The sequence below is a fragment of the Psychrobacter urativorans genome (assembly GCF_904846695.1).
Lineage (GTDB): Bacteria > Pseudomonadota > Gammaproteobacteria > Pseudomonadales > Moraxellaceae > Psychrobacter > Psychrobacter urativorans.
Map to the genome: position 1 here is coordinate 1 of NZ_CAJHBR010000029.1, position 25,315 is coordinate 25,315.

Sequence of the window (25,315 nt, forward strand, 5' to 3'; positions counted from 1 at the left end):
AAGACTGGATCACGGTTTATAACACTGAAAGACCCCATGATTCACTTAATGATATGACACCTGCTGAGTACAGACAGGTGGCTTAATGATTCTACAATGATGTTGTGTTAAGAATGGGGTATTTACAACTTAACTATGATAAATAATAGATGTTTTTTCCAGTATTATCTTTTATATGTTTCATAAATTGCTTTGGTAAGCTTTCGGTGTTGTACCAAACCATGTTTTGAAAGCCTTAAAAAACTGGCTGTGAGACTTATAACCTAATAAATAAGCCACATCGGTGGCTGATAAATTTTTCTCAGCCAAATATTGTTTTGCCATTCGCCTTCTCGTATTTTGCAAAATTTCCTGAAACAATGAGCCCTCATCGTCAAGCCTTCTTTGTAATGTACTGACACTAATGTTCATTGCATGGGCGACTTGACTACGGGTCGGCGGAATTATACCCATCATGGTATCAATAATTATCTCACAACGCTGAGTGTAACTAAAATCAGAAAACTGCATGGACATCATGTTAGATAAGGGATTAATAAAAAATCTTCTACCAACCTCATCTTCTGATTTTACTAATGAGCTAGCGGCATGTTCATAGTGCTCTTTAAAGCGCAGATCATATACCAAACTTGTTTTTTCAGCAGAGTTAACGGGTACACTGAAAATATATTCATAATACTCTAACTCGTGAGAGGTATGACGATGTGCAATATATACTTTTTTCAACACACTAGGACAAAAAGCTTCTAATATTCTATAAATTAATACCATAGCTCCATCAATTTGATTGTTGTTCATACTTTCCGGTGCAGTAGAGACGAACTCGACTCGAAGCCCACCCTTCTCTTCCGTTAATTTAAGATCAATAGACTGTGTAACTAGGAAGAAAAAACGAAGCACGAGTCGCATAATTAACAAGAAAGGTAATTCATTATTTATACTCAAGAAAGGCTTTATACATTCGTTAATAGCTTTGTAGAAAGGTAATGATTTAATATTAACCAACATATTTAAGTCTAAGCCTAGATACGTATCTTGCAATATATTAGATAAGGCATGAACTTCCTTAATAACCTCTGACGCAGGTACTCTATCACCTTGGTAGTCGTCCACAGATAAAAAAATATCTACAATTTTAGGAATATCTTTTTCACGGTTTCTTTCAAATAGATATAAGGCTGCTGCTTCTCTTATAGCAAAGATTATGCTTTTATCGGTACTGTATTCAATTTCTATCATATTTAAACTCGATTAATATTAGCTATTACTTATCTTGGATAACTTTTAAATAAGTAGAATAAAACGAACTACAGTCAGTTTAATATAAAATCGATACAGCCCATATTATGAAACAGTTTAGGAAGATTATTCTCCATCCATCCTTGGCGTAGAAATTTTGCCTCTGCCCATTTGTTTTCCCACTCGAGCACAACTCTCGTATTGCGCTCGGGCAAAGCAGTGCCTTGCTTTATCCTTGCTCAAATCCATGACGATCACGCATTTGGTTTTAAGGCTTGGAATGAGTGTGCATTTACACCAGTGGTAGAATATATTGCTGTTAATATTCTGCTCAAAGCAATCTAGGGCAAACAGCATCTTGCCATAAAGAGCACCGATGATATTAGTACGTTTTTTGGCTTGCCAGTTGTAGGTGTCGATACAATGTTTACCTATCGGTGCATAGCCGTAAGGGCGAATGGTTTCAGCCTCAAAGCCGCTTTCATCCATATAAACAATAGGATAGCCTTGTTGTATAAAGCTTACTCTGATACTGAGCTCTTTTTATCAGACAAGCTTTTGGATGTTCCAAGGTCTTTTTTTGACTAATACCAAGGCGCTTTATAGCATTAAAGATTCCCGTCTTGCTACAGTTCAAGCGGCGGGCTCCTTCGTAGTTATAATCATCGGGATATCTTTTTACGTCTTCAATCAATGCGCCATCAGGTATTTTAGTCGGTGCTTTATTTCTCTTTTTTTTGGGGACTAAATTCTGCTACCAGCTGTGAATGGTACTGGTACTAAGTCCATAAAATAGCGCAGCTTCTCGGATGGTCATGCCATCAGTGATGCTAGAAAGTACTTGTTTGCGATAATCTATTGAATAAGTCATCGTTTATTTTACTAAATAGACCTCTTGCAAAAGTACCGTTTTATTGACCTGCGCCAACAAAGTATCAAGTGGTAGCAATGACTTATGCAAGAGATCTAATGAATTGGTTATAAACACTGTATCGGTTTTATCTAAGATTAATTATAGTAGATTATTAACTACTAACAGGCTTATGAGAACTCTAATTCAGTCTCAAAACTTTTTAGATTATGACGTGCTAAAGCAAGGTTAGATTTTTGACGATCAAGGACTAAGTATAAAAACAGATTGTCATTACGTACTAATGGACGTAGCAAATGATATTGCTTACCAAGCGTAATAAGAATGTCTTCGATACTTTCATTTAGACCTAAAGATGCTGCAACTTTACGTTTAGCGCGTAATACCTCAGTATTGCCAGCAGCGGCAAGCTCAAGGTCGATACCAGAACCTAGGGTTGCTAATGCCAAACCTGATTCGCTGTCTACGAGTGCTGCTGCGATAAAACCATCAATGTCGTTCAATGCATCAAGTGATAATTTAGCCATCTGACTGTACCTTAATTGTGAGGATATGAGAATTAGAATTTTTGAAAAATATACAAATACACCTAGTAACAAAAAAATGTAGTGAATATCGTAAATAAACACTTCATTATTTTATTTTGCTAAGGCAATATAAAATATCTGGGTATTGAAGCATAATTCCATAATAAAACAATACAAAATTAAGGCTGCATGCTAATCCAATAGAATATTGACTCGAAGGACAATAGCTGTGTGAGTATTTATTGTTATCACGAATTTTTTCCCTTTGAGGTAGTAATATTTATGCGTTGTTTATTCTTGTTTTTACCGTTTATGTAGGTAATGCGTGTCATCAACTAGGCCAAACTATATAATAAATTAGGTAGATATTTAGTGGTCAACTAAATTAGGACGGCTGATAAGAGGTTCTTGTTAAAGTAACGTCTCTCTTTTTCAGCAATGATGTTTTTAGCCTCAGCTATATTCTCATAACCACTCTTTGACACCCATTCTGTTTTAAAGCTTATGAAGAGTCTTTCAGTTGGGGCATTGTCCCATGAGCGAGGATAAGCAAAGCACTGCTTTGCCCGATCGTCAACATCTTCAAATAAGCAGAACAACGTTATATATCTTTAGCACGGTGATAGATTGACGGGGCAATCGGTGGGATTATACGTATTGGCTCGACTAAATAACTACCTCTATGATCATCAATAAACTGAAACATTACTTGGGTGGACGGCCCGTCTCAGCCTGGGCTTCAATACCGGCAGCCTTGAGTATAATTTCGTTGGCTTGCTTGAGCTCTCTATTTTCGCGTTCAAGCTCTTTTATGCGTTGATCTTGGCTTTGGGCTTGTACTGTTGCAGGAATGGTTTGGTCTATGTTCTTCTTGTGCCATAATCGCAGGGTCTCAGGCGTGTAGCCAATCTTTGATGCTATAGCTTATATGGCTGTCAATGTGGAGGGATAATCGCCTGCTGCTTCTACTAGCATGCGAATATACTAGCCAGCCGTAAACGTGTAAATAAAAGCCCCACATAATAATGTAAGACTTTTTTCTTGCTATAAGGTACTTAAACACATTATTCAATATCGATTAGCGTGACGGCATAGGCTGGCCTGTTTCCAGTGACACTAACGCATCTCTTTGAGCACGAGTTAGCTCTCCGTTTGATCCTTTAATAGGCTCACTGATTCGGGCTTTTTCTCTCTCATACTCTAACCGCTCATTGTAACCACGTCTCACAGTTGGTGCTGGAGCTTGCTCTAACGCTAGTAATTGCTCTGTTTGTGATGCTGTCAGCCCTTTAGAGCCCCTAACAGGTTCACTGATTAAAGCTTTTATTCTCTCTCGCTCAAGCTTTTCATCATAGCTTAATTGGCGCGCAGCAGCTGCTCCTTGGGCTTGTGGTGACGTCTGAGTAGATAGTTGTTGCGACTGCTGATATTGATTTCGCTGATTCCTTTGATTATGAGCTTTGATAGCTTCTAAGTCACGGCTTTGTTTTTCTTGATAATCCATCTGGGCGAGAGCTTGTGCATTGTTTTGTCTGGCTTGATATTCAGAAGCTCTATAACTCTCTAAATTTTTTTTGAAAGTGCTAAAAACATAGATTACTTCTGCTGATGTGCCTTCTTTTAAAATCCTCGCAATATTATCTTGCTCTCCTGCTGGCTTACCTTGTAACCATGCATCAAACTCAGGACTCTCCATAACCTTGTCTGCATCAGGATAAGCTTGATAAATAGCCTCAAAGTGTAGTTCGGCAGCTTTGTCATCATTAGGGTCAGGTGCAGCCAGCGCTAGCACTTCTTCTTGATTCTCAGCACGTATGTCCCAGTCCCAAGGCTGGCTAGTATCAACCTCACTAGCCATCTCGCCAGCTTGTTCTTGCCCGATAATGGAAGGTATGACGATAGACACAATGACACCCAACACACATAGAGCAGCAATAGATAAAAAATACTTCTTAAACAGACCTCTTTCATACTGATCAAACCAATCTTTAGGAATGAAATAAAAAACAATATGAACGAATGGACTGAAAAGTACCGCCGCAATCGCTAATAAAGAGCTATAACCCCACATGACTCGAACGGTTTGGAATAAGTACCAAAATGATGCAACAATAACAACTAACGCCGCGACGCAAAGGCCAAAAATTATGATGCTATCCATGACTAGTTCTATTTCACTTCAGTTTTAATATAGATAGGGAGTATATCCGCCCTACTCATCTCTTGTCTAATATTTATAGACAATAGTTATATATTGCCAGTCTTGCTTAAATCTAAGCCAATAAGATACACCGACAAAACACGCTATTATTAGTATCAACTAATAAATATTAAGATCATTTTCCCTATCATGCTGCTGTATTTGTGCAGACTCTCTATAGTCTCCGTTTGAATTTGCTTTTGCTTTTGCTTATGCTGGCGTGCACGTCAATTTTGAGACTAATAACATATAATCTGTAGCAGTAAACATCTTCCGCATGACCCAATCCCTTATATGACATATATAACGTCAAAGTAGCTCGAAAATTATTAGGTTACCAGTAGTAACTCTACTCCATCTTATTTAACTAATCTTTTGTCAAGTCGTTAATAACGTTAGGAATGAAGTCTGGACGATATAGCTAATAGTAAGGGCAATGCCTTTAGCATAGTAGAAGATGACCCTGCGTATGATGGTGTTATAGGTAAAGTCACAAGTAATACGATAGGCATTAAGGCTAATGTTTATTAATCAATAATGGTAAAACTGTCTACTTCGATCATCAGTGTATTCTGACCACGCAAAATGCGTACTGAGAATTCTTCAAACTAATCCCGTTTGACGCGTCTCATCAGCACTGGTATAAAGTTTTAGATATCACTCAATATTGCTCACACTGTATTCAAAAGTAGATTGTTCTTCAGTCCAGTAGTGATACAATCGGTGAAAAATTACAGTCGCTTAGGATGCTGCATGCCTATCGTTAGAACTGAACCGCCCCGACTTTATCGGAGGCTGCTTTTCTTGAATCAGGCAGCGACGCCTAACAGGGTTAAATTATCAGGTGGTGTTTTAAAGACCCTACGCTTGTTTGTCAACATGCTTTCTATTAAGCTAGCAGATTTATTTTTAATTTGAGAGTATTAATGGCGACCATAAAACAGAAGACATACTTAGCAGATATTTATAGCCGCCTTGGCGCTTTACTGGTTGATGCGATCATTTTGGGATGTGTTGGGCTACTACTAGGATTGATATTCGAAAGTGTATTTGTGAAATTAGGCAATTGGGGGCAACTTGTTGGTGTCATTATCTTGCTATTGTATTTTGGTATTGGCAATAGCCAACGTGCTGGCGGACAAACTCTTGGCAAAAAACTACTAAAGATAAGAGTGGTTGATAAGAGCGGCATCCCGTTAAGTATGGGTAAAGCCAGTCTGCGTGCTATTGTTTTGATCACACCATTTGCCCTCAACGGCCAGTCTGTATTTGGTGACAATCCATCTGATATATTACTCTATCTGCTAACCGCGATCGTATTTGGCGGTATATTAGCCATTGTTTACCTGTTCTTTTTTAACAGAAGCACCAGACAGTCGCTGCATGATCTGGCTGCAAATTCTATCGTCATTAATATAAATGCTGACAAACAATCTATAGTGCCGATTTGGAAGGGTCACCTTGTTATTGTTGCGTTGCTATTTTTAACATCAGCAGCCGTTCCTGCTTTTACCAATGAGGGGATGGCTATGGATAACGGCCTTTTTAAAGAACTGATAGCAGTACAAACAACGCTATTGTCTGAGCCTAATATCAGCTCTGCGGGCGTACATCAAAACACGCATACTTTTACTGATAACGATGGCAGCCAAACAGTGACGGAAAGTCTTTCGATTGAGATACCTATGGATAAAAATAACATCAGTGATGAAGATTTTGCCAAAAATGTGGCTAAAAAAGCGTACAGCAGTTATGCGTTAGCCAATGAAGTGGATGTGGTTTACGTTTCACTATCATATGGTTATAACATCGGTATCGCCTCAAAGTCGCAGTACTATCGCTATGAGTTTGAATCCAGTGAGCTAAAATAATAGTATTATTCTAATTTCTGGTGGTGTATCAGAAAGTATGTTTAGAAAATAAAGGAGAGGTGATAGCCGAAGTAAGCGGATATATTTGAGGTTATGAAGACACAAATAGAAATTAGCTGCCCCGACTGTCACAGTTTATTTGCAATCATGCCTCAACCTGTAACGGCTGTCATTCTAAAATAGAAGACATCATACGGTTAGAGGTTGTGGTGTTAGAAATATTGCTATTATGGCTTAACTTGAATAAACAGCCTCCGATAAAGTCAAGGCGGTTCATTTCTCATTTTTCAAACTACCATCAAACAAATACCTAGGGTCTAATTTAGCAAATATCAAATACTGGATTATCATAAGAAAAATAGACCAACCAAAAAAACCGCCTATGATACCTGGTACGCTATCAAAATAGACATTCAAAATATTTACAACGATGGCAATAAGAGAAAAAGTAGCACTTAAAATCCAAATCACTTGTAGCAATCTAATTATAAAAGACTTCAAAATTAACTCCTAAGCCATATCAAGTCAAAAAAAGACTATACCCATATCGATCATTGCTAAAAAAAATAGTGCAGCCAATGCTTTGCTCTTGTTAAAAGATAAATATTTGTTTATAAGATAATTATTACTATATTTAAAAGGATATAAAATGAACCAGTCTCATAGAGTAAGACTTTTAAATATAATGATAGGATTGTTTGCTACATCAGGGTTAATAGCTTGTGCAAATGATATAACAGAGGGTATGGCTCATAGCCAAAATAAATCCCATTCAGCCGTTGGTGAAGACGTTAACTCAATTAGCAAAGCTGATGAAAGCGCTATAGCAAAAGGTCAATACCCTGTTGCATCAGTGCTGATTAAATTAATGGAAGACATGGACCTTACCTTTGTCTCCGTAGATCCGGAGGATGCTCATGAGCTGCGACTTAAAACAGTGAAAACGGGAGATACTGAGCTCGACGGCAAAACGGCTAAATATGCTCAGGTTCAAAATATTTACAAATTAGGTGACGCACCGAATATTTATTTTCCAAAGCAGTATTATTATTCCTTAAATCCTCTACAGCTATACTTATACGTTGTGAACGAAGACCTTGACGTACAAACCATGGTAGGCCAATCTATTCCAGTGCCAAAATATGCAAAGGTTGGCACATCGCAAAATCACATCCCAAAAGCCACTTACAACAATATTTTTGATAATATCAAATCATCATGGTCATTAAGCAAAGCCACGTCCAATACGGCTTGGTTGTGCGATACCTTTGAATATTCGGACCAGTCAGCAGGAAAAGAAAATTTCATGAAGACTTGTTATCAGATTAATCAAGCAGGCGATATTTTAGATGGAAAAATAAATATGCCCTCTATGTTAGAGGATAAAAATATAAATCTTATCTTAAAGAAGTAGGCGGATTAACTTGGCGCTATTAAAGGGCTGCTGGTTTTAACTCGACCTATGCTGTAGAGCATCCCATACACCTTATAAAGTCTGATGCCTTAATTTTTTACTGAGTATAACGGTCTAAGTTTTTTATCTAAATAGTAATAGCAAGCAGCACATATCGCACCGCTGACGGCGATAACGACCACTATCAAAATAGACTCTACGCTTTTATGGTCAAATAGAAGTAGTATGAGTCCGTAAATAAAACCACTGACCATCACGACCAATAAGCTAATTTTCTTCGTTTTTTCTAAAATAATCAGATATAAGAAGAATACGAGGTAAGCCAATAAATAATAAACATAAAAGGTAACTATAGTTCCTACTAATAGAATTATAACTATTCTTATATTTTCAAATAATGTCGCATAGCCCCAAAGTACGGTATCAAAAGTTGATATATGATTAATGACCGCCAAAAAGATAGCACCTACCAAGGGCGGTACAAAGAACTTTGATAACCAAATCAGTATGAATTTTAAGATTTTATTTTTAGTTTGCAAGAATATTTATTCCTAATTATGGCTTGACGTTAAACGCTTAGAAGCTGATATAATATTTTTTTGCTACTTAAGACATCAAAACTAAACAGGCAAACCGAAAAATGATGAGTTTCTGGAATACTATCAAAGCAAGGCTTAATGAGCGAAAAAAAGGCATGCCTTTGGAAGTCTTTCAAGACAAAAGATCTCTATTACAAAACAGTGAGAATATACAAAACAACTTATTCTTTAAAAACTATAATATCGATTTTGAGCGAGTGGGCGCTTTTGGTGTAACGATCAAAGATGGTATAGCGTCCGTATAGTAGAGTCTTTATAAAAGTGGTACAGTAGTTTTAAAATAAGCGAAAAGTAAAAAGATTATGACTTATTCAGCAGACTTTCGATCACAAGTGATTAAAAGTGTTAAACAACAAGATATGAGTATCAGGCAAGCTTGTGCATTTTATGATATTAGTAAGGCCACGCTACAGAATTGGCTCAAAGATCCTAGTATCAAACTAACTCGCAATAAACCACCAAATAAAATATGAACCGCCCCGACTATATCGGAGAGTGTTTTACTTGAGTCAGGCAGCAATACCTGACAGGATTAAATTATCATAATACCGCTTTTCAAACTCAAAAGGTGACACATAACCAATCGTGCTATGCAGTCGTGTTTTATTATGGAGACCATCCCAGATTCTGTGTAACTGCCATTTAGATTAAATGCTTACTGATACGGTCATCAAACATAATCATAAAGCGATTAAGAGCAGACGTCCAGTTACGGATTGGCATCGACCACTTTTTGGATGCCTGCTGGGTGGCTAAGTACACCACTTTAAACGCTGCCTGATCAGACGGGAACACCTTACGCTTATTCACCGCTGTCCGAATCACACTGTTTAGCGACTCAATAGCATTGGTGGTATAAACCGCTTTTCTGATGTCTTTAGGATACTCAAAGAACACCGTTAAGCCCTCCCAGTTATTGCGCCAAGACTTGACCACGTGCGGGTACTCTGTGCCCCAAGTCTCATCAAAGTGCTCAAGATTGGCCTCGGCCATCTCAAGCGTATCAGCGCCGTAGATGGCCTTTAAATCAGCCGCTACGGCCTTTTTATCCGTCCACGGCACAAACTTCATTGAATAGCGCACCATATGCACGATACACAGCTGAACCTGTGCTTTAGGGTAAACCGTATTGATGGCATCAGGGAAGCCCTTTAAACCATCGACACAAGCGATTAGGATGTCTTGCACCCCGCGGTTTTGCAGTTCAGTGAGAACACCCAGCCAGAACTTAGCACCCTCATTCTCTGAGAGCCACATACCAAGCAGCTCTTTTTTACCATCAAGAGCAACACCTAGCGCTAAGTAAATGGCTTTGTTTATAATCTGCTTGTCTTGACGTACTTTGACGACAATGCAGTCTAGATAGACAATAGGATAAACACTGCTTAACGGCTGGTTCTGCCAAGCGGTGATGTCCTCTAATATGTTATCGGTGACTCTTGAGACAAGAGAGCTTGAGATGTCGACATCGTAGAGCTCTTTAATGCTCTCTACGATCTCAGTGGTGGTTTGACCCTTGGCGTAAAGGAAGATGATTTTATCATCAAGACCTGAGATACGGGTTTGATGCTTACTAACGAGTACAGGCTCAAAGCTGCTATCACGGTCTCTTGGGGTGGATATCTCAAGATCGCCTGTGTCACTGCGGACGGTCTTTTTAGTGTGTCCATTGCGCTTGTTTGGTTTATCCGCCTTTTCATGCTTGGGATAGCCGAGATGGTCTTCCATCTCAGCCTCTAATGCAGTGTCAATAAAGGATTGCATGAGCTGCTTTTGGAAGTCTTTGATGTCATCAAAGCTTTTCATGCTACCAGCCATTTGCTCGGCCAGTTTTTTAAGGTCAGATTGAGTAGTCATTGCTTATTCTCCGGTTAGTGGATTATAAGCAGTTACACAGTTTTTAGGAAACTCCCTTATTATGCCACTACATACAGAGTCATTTGTCATAACGTTTCTTATAAAAACAAAGATTAGTCCCTTATACAGATGTTCAACTACTAGCATAGCTCAGATATCTAAATTAGTTGCCCTCTACACCTCCTCAACCTTCTTAAGTTAATTAAAGGAAGTCAATGTATTTAGGTTATAAGTTAGATATCTGAACGTAATTCTCTAGCAATTAACCCGTATTGCGCAGACCCGCTGCCAAAGCATTGATACTACGTATTAATGGATCTTCAACAGCAAGATTATCGTCATTATCTGTAGCGTCTTTTTGTCTGGCACGTTTTAGCAACTCGATTTGGATGTAGTTAATCGGATCTAAATAAGCATTTCGCCACTGCAGTGACGCGGCAAGGTTTTGCTGGTGCGCCAATAACGATGTCTGGTTAAGCAAAGAGTTCAAACCTGAGAAGGTCAGCTCATGCTCATCGATTACCGCTTGCATAATCTTTTCACGTAATCCCTCATCTTCACATAGCTGACTATAAGCCTGAGCAATGCTCATCTCAGATTTGGTAAACGCCATTTCAATATTACTAATAAATACGTTAAAAAATGGCCAGCAACTGTTCATCTCCCTCATTAAAGCTTCGTCTTCTTTAACGCTATGAAGAGCACTACCGACACCATACCAAGCAGGCAGTGTAAAGCGTGCTAATGACCATCCAAAGACCCAAGGAATCGCGCGTAAGGTTGTCTTACTTGGCAGCCCTTTGTTACGGTGCGCTGGGCGCGAGCCAATATTTAATAAGGAGATTTCTGCCACTGGCGTTGCTTGGGAGTAGAACTGATAAAACCCTTCGGTATGGTCAGTCAGCTGACGATAACGCTGCTCACCGGCGTCTGCTAAACGTGCAAATAGTGCTTCATAATGTGGCAATTCAGGCGGTTGCACCACAAATCTTGAGGAACAAGCTTTAAGCGTACCAGTGATGCCCATGGTCAGCTCAAATACAGCGGTATCGGTGTTGGCATATTTGGCATAAAGCACTTCGCCCTGCTCGGTTACTTTAATTTCTCCATGCAGTGTCCCTGCGGGCTGAGCGGCAATTGCATTATGTGTTGAGCCACCGCCACGACTGACAGAGCCACCGCGCCCATGAAACAGGCGTGTTTTGATACCATATTCACCAGCGATACGGTTAATGGTTTGCTGCGCGCTATAAAGCTGCCATGCAGACGTAATAATACCGCCATCTTTCGATGAATCTGAATAGCCTAACATGATTTCTTGGGTATTATCTGAGTGCGCAAGCAACCCTCGATACAGCGGATTGTCCAACACGGCAGGTAAGATCTTATCGATATTTTTAAGATCTTCGATGGTTTCAAACAAGGGCGCAACGGGTAAGTCAGCAGATAACTGGCCCTTATCATTAATCTTGCATAAGCCTGCAAAGCGCATGAGTAGTAAGACTTCTAATAATTGACTGGCATTATTGGTCATCGAGATAACATAACTGCCAAAAGTATCTTGTCCAACCAGTTTACGTAAGGTTGCCACAGAGTTCATCAAAGCCAATTGTTCGCGTGTTTTGTCACTCAAGTTATCGGTATAAATAAGCGGTATGCCCGGCTTTTCAAGCAAGCGCGTGAGCCACTCTTGGCGCTCGATTTCACTCAGGGTTTGATAGTCTGGTAAGTTCGAGGCACTGGCAAAAATATCAGCGATCACTTCACTATGATAAGACGACTCTTGGCGGATATCGAGCGCTGCTAGATGAAAGCCGCAGGTTTTGACCAGACGAATCGTATCGAGTAATAGCCCTTCGCCATGAGCCTTGTCATGAGTATTGACACTTTTTCGAATGATGCGTAAATCTTCTAACAACTCTTGAGGGTTGGCGTAAGCATCGTGTGCGGCGTCGAGGTCTGTACCTTTGCTTTGAATGTGGCGATTGGTCGCTTTTATTTTGGCAAGAATAATCGATAACAACCTGCGGTACGGCTCATTGTTGTAATCGTCAGAATTATAATAAAATACTTTTTGATCGAGAGTGGCGTACGCTTTTATACGAGCATAAACGTCTGGCGCAATCTTGATAATCGTATCGCTGTGAATGAGTTCACGACGCAGTTTTTTTAGCAGTACTTGATAATGACGCAGCACGGTATCGGCATGCATCAATACCGCCATTTCTGTGGTGTCATGAGTGACAAAGGGATTGCCATCTCTGTCGCCACCGATCCATGAGCCGAAGCTCATGAAAGCAGGTAATGGGTAGTCTGTTAGCTCTGGATAGATATCAACAATGGCGTCTTTAATATTGCGATAAACCTTTGGAATGGCATTAAATAAACTGGCGTTAAAATAATGCAGGCCATTATTTATCTCGTCATAGACTAATGGCTTACGCGTACGCACTTCATCCGATGACCATAATAAATCAATCGTCTGCGCCGTTTTTTCTTTTGCTTGTTCGTAGGCAAAGCTGTCTTCTGCAAGATTGTTTAAGGCGTCGCTATGAGTAAATAGACTCTGCAATAGATTCATGGTCGTACGGCGGCGCGCTTCAGTAGGATGGGCGGTAAATACGGGTATGAATTTCAGCTGCTCAATCAGCTCTTGCATCTGGGCAGGTTCAATATTGCGTTCGCGACATTCAAGCAAGGTGCGACGAAACGAGCCTTCCCAGCTTTGATCGGATTGCATACGTAAGGCATGACGCTGCTCGCGTAAGTAATTTTCCTCACTTAGATTTGCTAAAAAGAAATAGATAGAAAAGCTGCGGATGACATTTTTTAAGGTTCGATTATCTAACGAGGCGATGAAGTCGATAAGTTGTTGCTTGTTCGCTTCGTTAGGATCACGGCGTTGTTGAATAAAACCTTTACGCAGGGTTTCGATAGTATGGAGGGTTTTCTCGCCTGTCTGGCGAGAAATAGCATCCCCTAAAAATGATCCTAGTAAGCTGATGCGTTCGCGTAGTACGTCGTTATCAATAGTCATCCTTGATCTCCTGATCAAATTCATTAAAAATAGTCGTGCAGTCTTAAATGTAGGTTTTCTATAGTGTAAGCCACTTAACCTGTTTATGTGGGTCTTGAAGCTCTTGTTGCTCATCAGTCAAAACGTTGCCAGTTTTAGGCGTTAATCATTTATTTTTTGGTGATAGTAAGTTAGCCATTTCTGTAAGGTAGATTTGTCTATCCCTAGTAAGTCAACAATATTATGAGTTTCACTATTATGATTGATGGCTAAACTAACGGCTTCAAGTTTAAATATCTAGTTTTGCCAAACAGTCAGAATTAATATCAGCAATCGTTTTGGCGCCAGTCAAGGTCATCGCGACGCGCATTTCTTTATCTAGCAGTTCTAGTAAATTGCTTACCCCTGCACCTCCATCTGCTGCTAAAGCATAGATAAAGGCGCGCCCTAGCATGCAAATATCAGCCCCCAAAGCCAACATGCGCACAATATCTAAGCCATTACGTATACCAGAGTCGGCTAAGATTTTAATCTCTCCCTTAACCGCATCAGCAATAGGAGGCAGCGCCCGTGCACTGGATAAAACACCGTCCAGTTGTCGTCCACCATGATTGGATACGACTATTCCATCTGCCCCAAAACGCACCGCATCTTTAGCATCTTCTGGATCCAAAATACCTTTGATGACCATAGGCCCATCCCAGTATTCTCGAATCCAATCTAAATCTTTCCAAGAAATAGAAGGATCAAAGTTATTACCTAGCCAGCCTATATAGTCCTCTAGCCCTGTAGGCTTACCTAAATAAGTAGAAATATTACCCAAATCATGCGGTCGACCTTGCAAGCCCACATCCCAAGCCCATTGCGGATGCATCACAGACTGTAAGTAACGGCGCATAGCGGCATTTTTACCGCTCATACCAGAGTGCATATCGCGGTAGCGTGCGCCTGGTACTGGCATATCTACCGTAAAGACCAGTGTCGAACACCCCGCAGCTTTGGCACGCTCCAAGGCATTTTTCATAAATCCTCGGTCCTTTAATACATAAAGCTGAAACCACATCGGACGATTGATTTTAGGCGCCACTTCCTCAATCGGACAAACAGAAACCGTCGACATGGTAAACGGAATGCCTTTTCGATCGGCTGCCATAGCGGCCTGTACTTCTCCGCGGCGGGCATACATGCCCGTCAGACCGACGGGTGACAACGCTACAGGCATAGACAGGGTTTCATTAAATAATTGCGTCTCTAAGCTCAGCTGTGACATATCATTCAGTACACGTTGCCTAAGAGCAATTTTTGATAAATCTTCAACGTTGCGTTTTAAGGTATATTCCTCATAAGCACCGCCATCTATATAATGAAATAGAAAGGGTGGCAGTCGGCGCTTGGCAGCAGCCCTGTAATCGTTTGGAGATGAAATAATCATATGCTTACCCGTCTTATTTTGTTAGATATCTATGTAATATTTTTGAATGTCTAATTGTGTATTGCTTAGTGCTAAACGATATGTCTTTCGTGTAATCTGGCAATGAGTATAAATGCTAAGACAATAGTCATGATCTCACTATTACACACAGCACGAGCAGTTGTGTTTATTTTTTGGCATTTTACCAATGCCAGGGTTAAAGGTATTGGTTGGGTCTAAGGTTTTATAGAAGTTCTGCAAATCAGGTTCTGCTTCATATAAGTGACCGACATTATGTTCAGCAGGATATTTTGCACCGCGTTGATTCAACAGCTCTAGCATCATCGTTTTTACATATTGAGCATCACTGCCCTTTTTCAAAATATAGTCTTGATGAAACACATAACAAAAGAAGTGTCCGTAATACAGCTTCATTTCTAAGTACTGTGAAATTCCTTCAGGTAGGGTTTCAAGCCACTCTAATTCGTTACGTGGTATGGCAATATCCAATGCCAATATCTCACCGACTTCTTTCTCATGTATGACTTCATAGCGCAATGAGGCACCAGCTGCGGCAAAACGATTTAAAAGCGCGCTTTCTGATTCTTCCTGACTACATTCAAAATAGTTACCCGTGTCCGACGCATCAAAAAACGTCTTCAGAAAATCTTGAGCCTCTGCTATACCCTCATCACTCATTTTTATGATTAAGTGATGCTCGTACTGATTGCGGTACTCCATCATGCGCTTGGGCAAATGCTTTGGAAATAGAGTAGCGATAAACTGCATGACTTTGTCAGTGAAATGCTTTGGCATCCATGACCATTTATGGAACTTTGCGTCCATAGCACCTTTGATAGAAAACAATCTAGGTAAGGCATTTGTACCGAGATGCTTGATACTCAAGAACGTGTCTTTACCGTATTTAGCGGATACATCAAATATATCACGATGCATATACTCGGCCACTTCAGGGATATTGTCGAAGCGGGATAGTATCTGTCTTCTGAGCTGTGCAAGCTCACTCACACTGTTGGTGCCTATGTAGAAAGTTTGCTCTTTTGCCGCTATTGGATAAGTGTCAAGACGTACTGCAAACACCGCAAGCTTGCCAGCACAGCCGCTTGCTTCATACAGTCTGCGCTTATCCGTATTGAAGCGACTGGGCGTGCTTGCATCAACATCTTTTACTCGGGCGATGTACTCTCTGTCAGATGCGAGCTTACCAGTGTCAGGTAATTCTTTTTTATCAAAATGACCGTTTTGCAAATTCGTTAATATTTCTTCCGGAGTATCACCCAACTTGACGTCTAGATGATTGACTAGCACCAGTTGACCGTATTCATTTATTTGGGCAAACAAAGCAAGCTCGGTATAGGCAGGGCCTCTTTTAACCAGAGCCCCACCAGAGTTATTAGATATACCACCAATAATAGACGCACCTAACGTCGAGGAACCGATGACAGAGTGAGGCGCTCTATTGACAGCATTAAGCTGACTTTGCAACTGATGCAATGTTGCCCCAGGCAAGCTAATCACTTGCTCGTTGTCATTCACCAAATACAACTGGTTTATGGCAAGCGTATTAATCACCACAACGGGTCTATCGTAGTCATTACCGCTCGGTGTTGATCCTTCAGTCAGGCCTGTTTTTGCCGCTTGCATAATGATAATACAGTCGCCTTCAACGCACACTTCTAAGCTACGCCAAATGTCCAGCAATGTTTGCGGAAACAAAACCGCTAAGGCACTGCCGCCACCAGAGCGCCACCCCATTCTATAGTGCTCATTTTTCTCTGGATCAGCTTGCACATTACTCGCGCCTAGCAAGTTGGTTAGTTTATCTAACACCTGATCAGGATTGAGCATGCCTTGAGAAGCTTGATTTGAAGAAGATATATGACGCTCCTTATCTTGTAATGGTGTGTCATTCATCATACCAAGGGCCCTTGAAAACCAAAAATGTAAATGGCGGCCATGACGATGATGCCACAGAACAACACATAGTATATGGTGGGTAAAATAGTACGACGAAGCGTCGAGCCCTCCATACCAAGTAAACCCACCGTAGCTGATGCCGCCACTACATTGTGTATGGCAATCATATTACCGGCTGCCGCACCAACAGCCTGAGCCGCTACGATTAAAGAGGGTGAAATATTTAAGCTCATCGCCGCTTCATACTGAAATTGACTGAACATCATGTTAGATACGGTATTAGAACCCGCGATAAAGGCTCCTAACGCTCCAATGGTTGGACTAATCAATGGAAAAACATTGCCAAAAGTACCTGAAAACAACTCTGCACTGGCGACTGGCATACTCGCCACATCTGATAAGTTTATGCCGGAATTGATAAAAATTCTAACCATTGGAATCGTAAAGATAAGTACAAAACCTGCCCCTAGTACAGTCTTGCCTGATTCTTTAAAGGCACTGTTTAGTGCGCTGACGGACTTTCTAGTTTGAAAAGCGGCGGCAACCAAAGCACTAATTAGTAACAAGCCGCCTGGTAAGTATAAAGGACTAAAACTGGCACTGATATCTGTCTCACCTAAAATCGAGGTTAGGTCTACTGCGACACTGTTAAGTAAAGACTGAAAGCCTGTAAATACTCTTGAAAACACCAGTAAAAGGGCAACCAGTAAATAAGGGAACCACGCCATAAGGGTGGACATCTTCTTATCACTCAAGGTCAGCGTAATATCTTCTTTACTGACCACTAACTTACCAAGCCATTCACTCGGCCAGTTTTTTTGCGGTTCAAAATCCCATATGGTTTTTGGTACCAAAAACCCTCTTTTAGCAGCATTAACAACGATAGTAATACTGACCAAGCCACCGACCAGTGACGGAAACTCTGGCCCTAAAAAAACACCGGTTATCATATAAGGGATTGTAAATGCCAAGCCTGCAAAAATCGCAAACGGCCAAATCGCAAAGCCTTCCCGCCAGCTTTTGTTTTTACCAAAGAAGCGAGTGAGCATCATCACCATAAAAAGTGGCATAAACGTACCAATGACACCGTGAATAATAGCGACTTGACTTGTAATCAGTTGTAAAAATTCGCCCCACTGTACTCCTTCTTGTGCCAGTTGAGCACTAATGGCAGCTTTATCTAACCCATCATTTACCCCTATCACAATAGGCGTACCGACCGCACCAAATGAGACAGGTGTACTTTGTATCATCATTCCCATCAACACCGCACCCAGCGCCGGAAATCCTACTGCCACCAGCAAAGGCGCTGCAATAGCGGCAGCTGTACCAAAACCAGAGGCGCCCTCAAGAAAGCAACCAAAGCACCATGCAATAATAATGGCTTGCACACGCCTATCTGGCGACACATTGGTAAACCCAGCACGGATAACGGCGATTGCACCAGTATGTTTTAATGTATTCAACAAAAAAATAGCACCAAAGACTATCCACAATACCGAAACCGTAATGACCAAACCCTGAATAATAGATGATGACACTCGGTTAAGCGTCATATCCCATATAAAAATGGCAAGCGCAGCGGTAACCACTAAAATGATTGGCATTGTTTTTTTAGCTGACCATTGCAAACCTATCAGAAAAATACCACAGAGAACAATTGGCAGTAATGCCAAAAGCCCATATATTGTTTGATTCAAAATTACATCCTTTTGATTGTGTGATCTTCCCTGAACCAAGTCATCGAAGCCTTTATTTTGACGAATTCATGATGACTAAGTTGTATTAAATATTCACAAATAGGGACTGCTTATTTACTAAATCTGTCTTGTAGACAAAGCTGAGCACGACTTGCGACAGTTTATGTCCCAATGTTAAAAATGCCCTGAAATAGTCTACGCCTTGTTAATTCATTGATATATTGCATCAATGGACAATGTTATTTTCCTTTTTTGCTATAATCTAATCCGCATTACTGCAATTGGAGAACAAGTGTGACCAAAGCTGACGACATGATTTTATTCGTTCAAGTTGTTGAAGAAGGGTCATTTTCTAGAGTCGCTGAAAAATTATCATTGACGAACTCAGTAGTGAGCAAGCGCATTGCGAGATTAGAAGAGAACTTAAATACACAACTGCTTTATAGAACCACTAGAAAGTTGAGCTTAACCGATGCAGGCAGGACGCTTTATAACAAAGCTAAAATTGCTAAATCCGCCTTTCAAGAAGCTGAAAATGCTGTCACGGGTTACGGCGAAGATATGAAAGGCCATATACGTATAACCATGCCTGTGGTCTCTGCGAATTTCATATTTAGCGAATCTATTGCCGAATTCTGTAAACAACACCCTGAAGTATCGGTAGAGTTACAAATTACCAATCGATTGGTTGACTTGATAGAAGAAGGATTTGATTTGGCACTAAGGACCGCTGTGCTTGAAGATTCTTCACTCATTGCAAGGCGCCTTATAGATAGCCAGTGGATTATATGCGCGACTCCAGCCTATTTAAAGCAACATGGTACGCCTCAAACTCCTGAACAGTTACAAAATCATGAGTGCTTAGTTTACAAGTTTGATAATACGGCTAACAGTACATGGCCGCTATATACAGACGGCAAAGAGCAATTAATATCTGTCCATGGTCGGTTTCATAGCAATCATCTGAGTGCAATTAAACAAGCCGCGCTTAGCGATTTAGGTATCGCTTTTTTACCACAAGTGTTGATCTATGAGGAAATACAGCAAAATACACTCACGCAGATTTTGCAATGTTTTACCAGCAAGAAGCTTGGCCTATATGCTGTTTATCCTAAGGCCAGACAACCGGATCAAAAGTTAAAACTGCTCGTTGCACATTTGCGAGACTCATTACATCAAAAACAGGCTTACTACTGCTAAGTAATAAGCCTGTTTTTGATGTATGTAAAAAGAGTAATGGAATCTTAGATTAACATACCAAGTGCAACGCTAATTAATATTATAGAACGCCTGCATAGGCGTTTTAAACCCTAATCGTTTTCTTGGTCTGTTATTTAGTTTGTTCTCAATGTCCTGCATCTCATTATCAGAGACTTGTCTAAAGTCACAACCCTTAGGCAAGTACTCTCTGATCAAGCCATTTGTATTCTCGTTGGTTCCTCGCTGCCATGACGCATAAGCATCGGCAAAGAAGAAAAGGCTAAAGAGCTTTTTTTCACCTTCTTATGCTGAGCAAACTCTTTACCATTGTCAGAGGTAATGGTCTTAACCTGTAACCTCACTGGCTTTAAGAGTTCTATCATTGCCTCTGATACTTGCTGTGCCGTTTTATGACCCACACGCTTCATCTTCAGTAGCCCTGTTTTACGTTCAACGAGCGTTACAATCGCTTGCTTATGATGCTGACCGATAACGGTATCCGCTTCCCAGTCACCAATACGTGTAGTGGCATAATTAAATTGGACAGCGCATAAGAGGTTTATACTAACCCAAAGAGGAAAACAGTATGACCAACAAACGCAATCAATATACCCGAGAATTCAAATTAGAAGCCATTAGCTTAGTGATTGATCACAAACGTAAAACATCCGATGTGGCAAGCTCACTGGGCATTGGTAAATCCACTCTGCAGAAATGGCTGACTCAGTACCGTCAAGAAATAAATGGCGAAGCACCTAAAGTCGGCAACGCCTTAACAGATGAGCAGCGAGAGCTCCAAGAACTGCGTAAGCAGGTTAAACGGCTGACTATGGAGCGCGACATTCTAAAAAAGGCTTCTGCTCTGCTGGCCTTGGACAGCCTGAACGGCTATCGCTAATCAGTCAGCTTGCAGAGCAAGACAAACAGGTCAATAAAAGCCTTCTGTGCAAGCTGTTTGGCGTGATGAAGAGCAGTTACTACTATGGACTAAAGCCCAAGCCAATTAGCCTTGAAACTGTCAAAACCAAAGCCTTAATATGCCAAATATTTAACGACTCAAATCGCTCAGCAGGGGCTCGCAGCATTGTTGCCATACTAATGAATGAGCATAACATCAAGCTGTCACGTTATATGGTAGGTAAACTTATGGCGCAGATGAGGCTTAAAAGCTGTCAATTGAAGACGCATAAATATAAGAACGCTGATGAGGCGCATAAAACGCATAACAATATCTTAAATAGAAACTTTAGCCCATCAGCGCCCAATGAAGTCTGGACGGGCGATGTCACTTACATTCGTATCAAGGGTGGCTGGTGCTACCTAGCCGTTGTTTTAGACCTGTATGCCCGTCGTATTGTTGGCTTTGCGGTGTCAGATTCGCCTGATAGCGTGCTGACCGCTAAAGCGTTGCAGATGGCGTATAACAGCAGACTCAAACCCAATGGCGTGCTATTCCATTCCGATCAGGGAACCCATTACACCAGTGCAAGGTTCGCTGAATCTGTGGCAAGTTGTGAGGGGATGATACAAAGTATGAGCCGTAGTGGGAATTGTTGGGACAACGCGCCAACTGAAAGGTTCTTCAGGAGCTTTAAAACAGAATGGATGCCAAAGGGTGGTTATGAGAATATCGCTAAGGCTAAAAGTGCCATTGTTGATTATATCTGGGGCTATTATCAAACCGTGAGACCGCACAGTTTTAATGATTATTTAACACCGTTAGCAAAAGAAAAACGTTACTTTAATCAAAATCTCTTATCAGCTGTCCTAAATTAGTTGACCACTACATCATGTGGCTAATACCACCATGAAACCCGGCTATTTGTTCAGGACGCAAGTTCTCTTTAAGCTTGTCTGTCACCCATGCCCAGATGTCAGCCACAATAGTTGTGGCGTTGTTAGCCCGTCTGTCACAAGCTTCGTTATGAGCATAATTCACTCGGTAACCGCGTAGGCTCTTATTACGCCTAAGCTCTCTTGATATAGTGCTGGGACTTCTGTTTAACTCTCGAGCTATGAAATTAATACTATGTTTTGCCCCTATAAGGGCATAAATCTGGTATCGTTCCCATAGGCTTAGATGTGTATAGTTCATGGTTGCAATCTCACTTTGGTCGGTGGATAAAAACTTTGATGCTAGCGCATCTAGGTCTTTTTTTCACCTGCTCTTTGAAATTGCACTTCATGTGTTAATCTAAGTGCCACCTTTTGAATTTGAAAAGCGGTATTATGATAATTTGATTCGGTCAGGCATTGCTGCCTGACTCAAGTAAAACGCTCTCCGATATAGTCGAGCGGTTCAATTTAGACACAGTTAAAAGAATGACTTATCAAAGGTTTCTTTTAAGCTCTTAGGCTCGCGGCGTTTTATGTCATTCAGTTTATGACGAGTCTGCGACGCTATTTGATATGCTTTTAGACGCGACTGTTGCAAATTACCAATCGGACGGTTTTCCTCTAAGCAACGAAATGGCGTAAAAGACAAGTTTTCCATAATATCAAAATGACCGTCATCAGGCACATCTTGGCAAGGAATCGTCAACGTTGCTACCGTCACAAATGGCGCATCAGACTCTTTCCATTCGGTGGTTATCTCTTCAATCGGCTGCTTTTTTAGATGACGACAAAGCTGAATTTGGACATCAAACTGATAATCATGCTCGCGTATCTCATCGATAATCAGCGGGCGAATCGCTTCCTCGCGTGCATTCACATCAAGCTCACGACGGGTAATTTTCTTAGCCGCTGCTTTGGTTGGCGTGACTCTTATCTTCGCCATATAGTCGCCATGACGCACCACGCCTTGTGAATGAAAATCATAAAGTAAGGTGTTTTTTGGCTCAATCGTTGTAAATCCACCAACTGCTTTAAAGGTTTTAAAAGACTCTCTAGTCGGTAACCTTGAGCCATAGTTGGTTAACCAATTAAAAGCCAATTGCGCTTTACCTCTTGCACCTTTTTCAGCGTATTTTGGCAACTCTAAAAACAGCTTAGAGATATAAGCATAATCTTCGATTCGATTACAGAAAAAGACCGGATGATTAATCAAATTAAAATCAAAGTTAGTACTATCTTCTTCCTCTGGCGCTAATTTTTCACCTGCTACATCAAAGACCTTAATCGCTAAACCTTGCGCTAAGCCAAGCTTACGATCAGGCGATACACGTGAGGCACCATTAGAAAAACGGATAACGGCATCATGAATGCCTGATTTGGCATAAAAACCTTGCGCGTATTCAGCAGGCAGATTGTCTAATATCTCAAACTTGGCTTTAAGGGCGCAGTAGCCTTTGGCATGGGCATCGCGCGTGTGATAATCAATGTCACTGGCCTTATCACTTCGAGAGATATAGCTTTTAATATCGTCGGTAATGGTGCGGATATTACGTTCGTCTTCTGCGCTCAGTTGAATATATTTTGCATCATAAGGCACATATTTAGGTTTAAATAATCTTTTTAACATTTTTTTTAATCCTTTTTTATAAGTAGCTGTTCTTGTAAAGAAAACGTAATTTTTAAACTTCTAAGACAATTCACTAATCCATTCTAATGCCGATAAGCTTGGGATAAATAAATACTCACCGCCGTACAAGGTATTGAAGGTTTCGATACCGTGATAGCGCTGACGAATAGGGTCAGCAGGTACGGTAAAGGTATCGGCAGCTGCGTCTTTATCGCCATGATGGACACCAAGCATCGGATCTTTTTCTTCTCCTAAGCTCATAAAATTACCATCATTGATCCACTGAGATTGTAAAAACTCAACGGTCTCCATAGCATGGGCGTTGATACCAATAAAGAATAACCCGCGCTCTTTGCCATCATCCTCAGTTACATCGGGCGACAATGCCTCACCAAAACCAACGCTGCGTCTAACAATACGATGCAAACGCACATCAGATAAAATAAAGTCTTTGCTGTCTCTTGGATTCATACGCCTAGCATGCGCACCAAATGGACATTTTTTACCATAAGGGTCATCTTTATAACCGAAATCATTATTACGGCTTGGATCATCACCAAGCGTTTGGTCATCATGCTCAGGAGACAAGACTAAAGGCGCACCTGAACGCCAACGTCCCCACATTTTTGCGCCCAGTAACTCCGCTTCTTCGTCACTCTGCGTATTTTCTTTTAGAAATTTATTAAAGGCGGCCACATGACTGTTATAAGCCCTCAGTACCATAAACGAGCCGTTTTTGCCCAAGATTTCTGGCTGCGGCATTGGTGCTATCGTGCCCGCCTCTCCTTCATAACCTAATACAAACTCCCCTGCTGCAACGGCATCATCAGTATTACTGGACGGTGTCTGAATACCGCTGCCTTTAATCTCTGGGTTGCTGATGCCATCACGATAACCAAAGACGTTTTTAACGTTATTGTCTGAACCGAAAGCATGCTCCATGAGAATTTCAATATCGCCCTTTGCTGGATTATCTTCATCGATATATGGCTGAATATTGTCTTGCAGCTCCTTCAGCTTTATTTGCCACTTTTCTTTGCTATCAGCAATAATCGCCGCGCAAACATGGATATCGCCCTGTTCACCAAAAGGAACAGCCCAGTTTTCGGGCGCATTGATATCGAAATCACGCAGCTTTTCCGCTCGCTTTGCCATACCTGCTTTAAAGGATTCTGGAAAACTATCTAGTGATGACTGCGGCACGCCTAGCGCCTCTAAACCGTCATAAGTCATGACAATAGATAGCGTCGCCTGCATGTCTTTATGCCACTCTTTACTGCCAGTCACGTCTGGCAAAACGGTTTTGAGTAGTTGCCGCCCGACTTGTGCATTGTTAATCTTTAGGGCGACGACCGTGCCGAAATAAGGCGTCGGTCGATCGCGTAAAATAATAGATTGAATATCCTCTAATTGCATAGTGACTTTGTTTGGATTAAAGACGCCGCGTGCTTTATGGGCTAGTGTCTCGATACCATCGCCGACTTCTTTTTTAATATCTGCTAACCAAGATTCAAAATTGCTGTCTTCGATACGATTGCCGAACTCATCTTTCAATTCGTGTAATTTGGTGGTTAAAGGATGATTGTCTTTTGAGGTACTATCATTCTTATTATTATTTCCAGTATTTTTACTCATTATTAAACCTATTCTTATCATTTTATGAGTTTACTTTGCCATTCTTTTATATCGTCCACCATTTAAAAATGGTGATATAAAAGAATGGCATAAATTAGTAATATCTTACCGCTTCACTACCCGCATTAAGACTGTGCTTCATCCAACGCTTTATTAATGCCTTTGACGATGCGGTCTTGGCGGCGAATATCTTGTATTGTAAGATGCGGGATACCCACATACCAACCGGCGGCAGTGATTTGATGATCTATAGTCACTGCACTACAAAAGAGTTATGTTTTGGATGAATATCATAAAACAATTTAGATAAGTCATTTTCCATCCAACCTTGGCGTAAAAACTTCACTTGAGCCCACTTCTTCTCGATGGGATTT

General features: G+C 40.9%; 23 protein-coding genes and 1 pseudogene. 8 read left to right on the forward strand and 16 right to left on the reverse strand.

Features of this window, described 5'->3' with window-relative positions; all coding sequences use genetic code 11:
- On the forward strand, positions 1-86 hold an 86-nt coding region (locus JMY09_RS14845; RefSeq protein ID WP_201622182.1), incomplete at its 5' end, for an integrase core domain-containing protein.
- A 94-nt stretch (positions 87-180) separates the two neighbouring features.
- Here the strand turns inward: JMY09_RS14845 and JMY09_RS13150 are convergent.
- The 5 genes from JMY09_RS13150 to JMY09_RS13170 form a co-directional block, all read right to left on the reverse strand.
- Positions 181-1,239 (reverse strand): helix-turn-helix transcriptional regulator, encoded by a 1,059-nt coding sequence (locus tag JMY09_RS13150; RefSeq protein WP_201624251.1) that lies wholly within the window; start codon positions 1,237-1,239, stop codon positions 181-183.
- 126 nt (positions 1,240-1,365) lie between these two features.
- Positions 1,366-1,728 (reverse strand): transposase, encoded by a 363-nt coding sequence (locus tag JMY09_RS13155; RefSeq protein WP_201624253.1) that lies wholly within the window; start codon positions 1,726-1,728, stop codon positions 1,366-1,368.
- Positions 1,721-1,933, reverse strand: coding sequence for an IS630 transposase-related protein (locus tag JMY09_RS14590; RefSeq protein ID WP_265088028.1), 213 nt, complete (start codon positions 1,931-1,933; stop codon positions 1,721-1,723). The genes JMY09_RS13155 and JMY09_RS14590 overlap by 8 nt, the downstream gene beginning before the upstream one ends.
- Before the next feature lie 347 nt (positions 1,934-2,280).
- Positions 2,281-2,637: a roadblock/LC7 domain-containing protein gene (locus tag JMY09_RS13165; RefSeq protein ID WP_201624255.1), complete on the reverse strand. Its 357-nt coding sequence runs from the start codon at positions 2,635-2,637 to the stop codon at positions 2,281-2,283.
- A gap of 1,078 nt (positions 2,638-3,715) precedes the next feature.
- The gene (locus JMY09_RS13170) at positions 3,716-4,798 is read right to left on the reverse strand and encodes a hypothetical protein (RefSeq protein WP_201624257.1); all 1,083 of its coding nucleotides are present in this window, start codon (positions 4,796-4,798) and stop codon (positions 3,716-3,718) included.
- Between the two features lie 965 nt (positions 4,799-5,763).
- On the opposite strand from JMY09_RS13170, the gene JMY09_RS13175 reads away from it, so the two are divergent.
- Together JMY09_RS13175 and JMY09_RS13180 are read left to right on the forward strand one after the other, a co-directional pair.
- Positions 5,764-6,708: an RDD family protein gene (locus tag JMY09_RS13175; protein WP_192519875.1), complete on the forward strand. Its 945-nt coding sequence runs from the start codon at positions 5,764-5,766 to the stop codon at positions 6,706-6,708.
- A gap of 649 nt (positions 6,709-7,357) precedes the next feature.
- On the forward strand, positions 7,358-8,122 hold the full coding sequence (locus JMY09_RS13180; RefSeq protein ID WP_201624259.1) for a hypothetical protein: 765 nt from the start codon (positions 7,358-7,360) through the stop codon (positions 8,120-8,122).
- An 89-nt stretch (positions 8,123-8,211) separates the two neighbouring features.
- On the opposite strand, the gene JMY09_RS13185 is transcribed toward JMY09_RS13180, so the two are convergent.
- Positions 8,212-8,661: a hypothetical protein gene (locus tag JMY09_RS13185; RefSeq protein ID WP_201624261.1), complete on the reverse strand. Its 450-nt coding sequence runs from the start codon at positions 8,659-8,661 to the stop codon at positions 8,212-8,214.
- 101 nt (positions 8,662-8,762) lie between these two features.
- Here JMY09_RS13185 and JMY09_RS13190 point away from each other — a divergent pair, with 101 nt between their 5' ends.
- A complete protein-coding gene (locus tag JMY09_RS13190) occupies positions 8,763-8,966 on the forward strand; it encodes a hypothetical protein (RefSeq protein ID WP_201624263.1) in 204 nt (67 codons plus the stop codon).
- Positions 8,967-9,023: 57 nt separating this feature from the next.
- A complete protein-coding gene (locus JMY09_RS13195) occupies positions 9,024-9,194 on the forward strand; it encodes a helix-turn-helix domain-containing protein (RefSeq protein WP_227677334.1) in 171 nt (56 codons plus the stop codon).
- Positions 9,195-9,363: 169 nt separating this feature from the next.
- Here the strand turns inward: JMY09_RS13195 and JMY09_RS13200 are convergent, their stop codons facing one another.
- From JMY09_RS13200 to JMY09_RS13220, 5 genes are all read right to left on the reverse strand, one after another.
- The gene (locus JMY09_RS13200) at positions 9,364-10,578 is read right to left on the reverse strand and encodes an IS256 family transposase (RefSeq protein ID WP_201624265.1); all 1,215 of its coding nucleotides are present in this window, start codon (positions 10,576-10,578) and stop codon (positions 9,364-9,366) included.
- 262 nt (positions 10,579-10,840) lie between these two features.
- Positions 10,841-13,615: a phosphoenolpyruvate carboxylase gene (ppc, locus tag JMY09_RS13205; RefSeq protein ID WP_201624267.1), complete on the reverse strand. Its 2,775-nt coding sequence runs from the start codon at positions 13,613-13,615 to the stop codon at positions 10,841-10,843.
- A 268-nt stretch (positions 13,616-13,883) separates the two neighbouring features.
- Positions 13,884-15,026: an FMN-dependent L-lactate dehydrogenase LldD gene (lldD, locus tag JMY09_RS13210; RefSeq protein WP_201624269.1), complete on the reverse strand. Its 1,143-nt coding sequence runs from the start codon at positions 15,024-15,026 to the stop codon at positions 13,884-13,886.
- Between the two features lie 141 nt (positions 15,027-15,167).
- On the reverse strand, positions 15,168-16,874 hold the full coding sequence (gene dld / locus JMY09_RS13215; protein WP_201624283.1) for a D-lactate dehydrogenase: 1,707 nt from the start codon (positions 16,872-16,874) through the stop codon (positions 15,168-15,170).
- A gap of 65 nt (positions 16,875-16,939) precedes the next feature.
- Complete coding sequence (locus JMY09_RS13220) at positions 16,940-18,643, reverse strand: L-lactate permease (protein WP_201624272.1); 1,704 nt, start codon at positions 18,641-18,643, stop codon at positions 16,940-16,942.
- Positions 18,644-18,937: 294 nt separating this feature from the next.
- Here JMY09_RS13220 and JMY09_RS13225 point away from each other — a divergent pair, with 294 nt between their 5' ends.
- A complete protein-coding gene (locus JMY09_RS13225; protein ID WP_201624273.1) occupies positions 18,938-19,843 on the forward strand; it encodes a LysR family transcriptional regulator in 906 nt (301 codons plus the stop codon).
- Positions 19,844-19,912: 69 nt separating this feature from the next.
- On the opposite strand, the pseudogene JMY09_RS14915 reads toward JMY09_RS13225, so the two are convergent.
- Positions 19,913-20,367, reverse strand: a pseudogene (locus JMY09_RS14915) (IS30 family transposase); the annotation flags it as partial.
- A gap of 62 nt (positions 20,368-20,429) precedes the next feature.
- Between JMY09_RS14915 and JMY09_RS13240 the strand changes: the two are divergent.
- Positions 20,430-20,741: a transposase gene (locus JMY09_RS13240; RefSeq protein ID WP_201624275.1), complete on the forward strand. Its 312-nt coding sequence runs from the start codon at positions 20,430-20,432 to the stop codon at positions 20,739-20,741.
- 44 nt (positions 20,742-20,785) lie between these two features.
- Positions 20,786-21,619, forward strand: a complete 834-nt coding sequence (locus tag JMY09_RS13245) for an IS3 family transposase (protein WP_265088031.1) — start codon at positions 20,786-20,788, stop codon at positions 21,617-21,619.
- A 7-nt stretch (positions 21,620-21,626) separates the two neighbouring features.
- Here the strand turns inward: JMY09_RS13245 and JMY09_RS14855 are convergent, their stop codons facing one another.
- The 4 genes from JMY09_RS14855 to JMY09_RS14730 form a co-directional block, all read right to left on the reverse strand.
- On the reverse strand, positions 21,627-21,938 hold the full coding sequence (locus JMY09_RS14855) for a helix-turn-helix domain-containing protein (RefSeq protein ID WP_201624277.1): 312 nt from the start codon (positions 21,936-21,938) through the stop codon (positions 21,627-21,629).
- A 219-nt stretch (positions 21,939-22,157) separates the two neighbouring features.
- Positions 22,158-23,306, reverse strand: coding sequence for a catalase family protein (locus tag JMY09_RS13255; RefSeq protein ID WP_201624279.1), 1,149 nt, complete (start codon positions 23,304-23,306; stop codon positions 22,158-22,160).
- A gap of 60 nt (positions 23,307-23,366) precedes the next feature.
- A complete protein-coding gene (locus JMY09_RS13260) occupies positions 23,367-24,941 on the reverse strand; it encodes a Dyp-type peroxidase (RefSeq protein ID WP_201624281.1) in 1,575 nt (524 codons plus the stop codon).
- A gap of 125 nt (positions 24,942-25,066) precedes the next feature.
- A complete protein-coding gene (locus JMY09_RS14730; RefSeq protein WP_265088029.1) occupies positions 25,067-25,198 on the reverse strand; it encodes a hypothetical protein in 132 nt (43 codons plus the stop codon).
- Between the last annotated feature and the right edge of the window lie 117 nt (positions 25,199-25,315).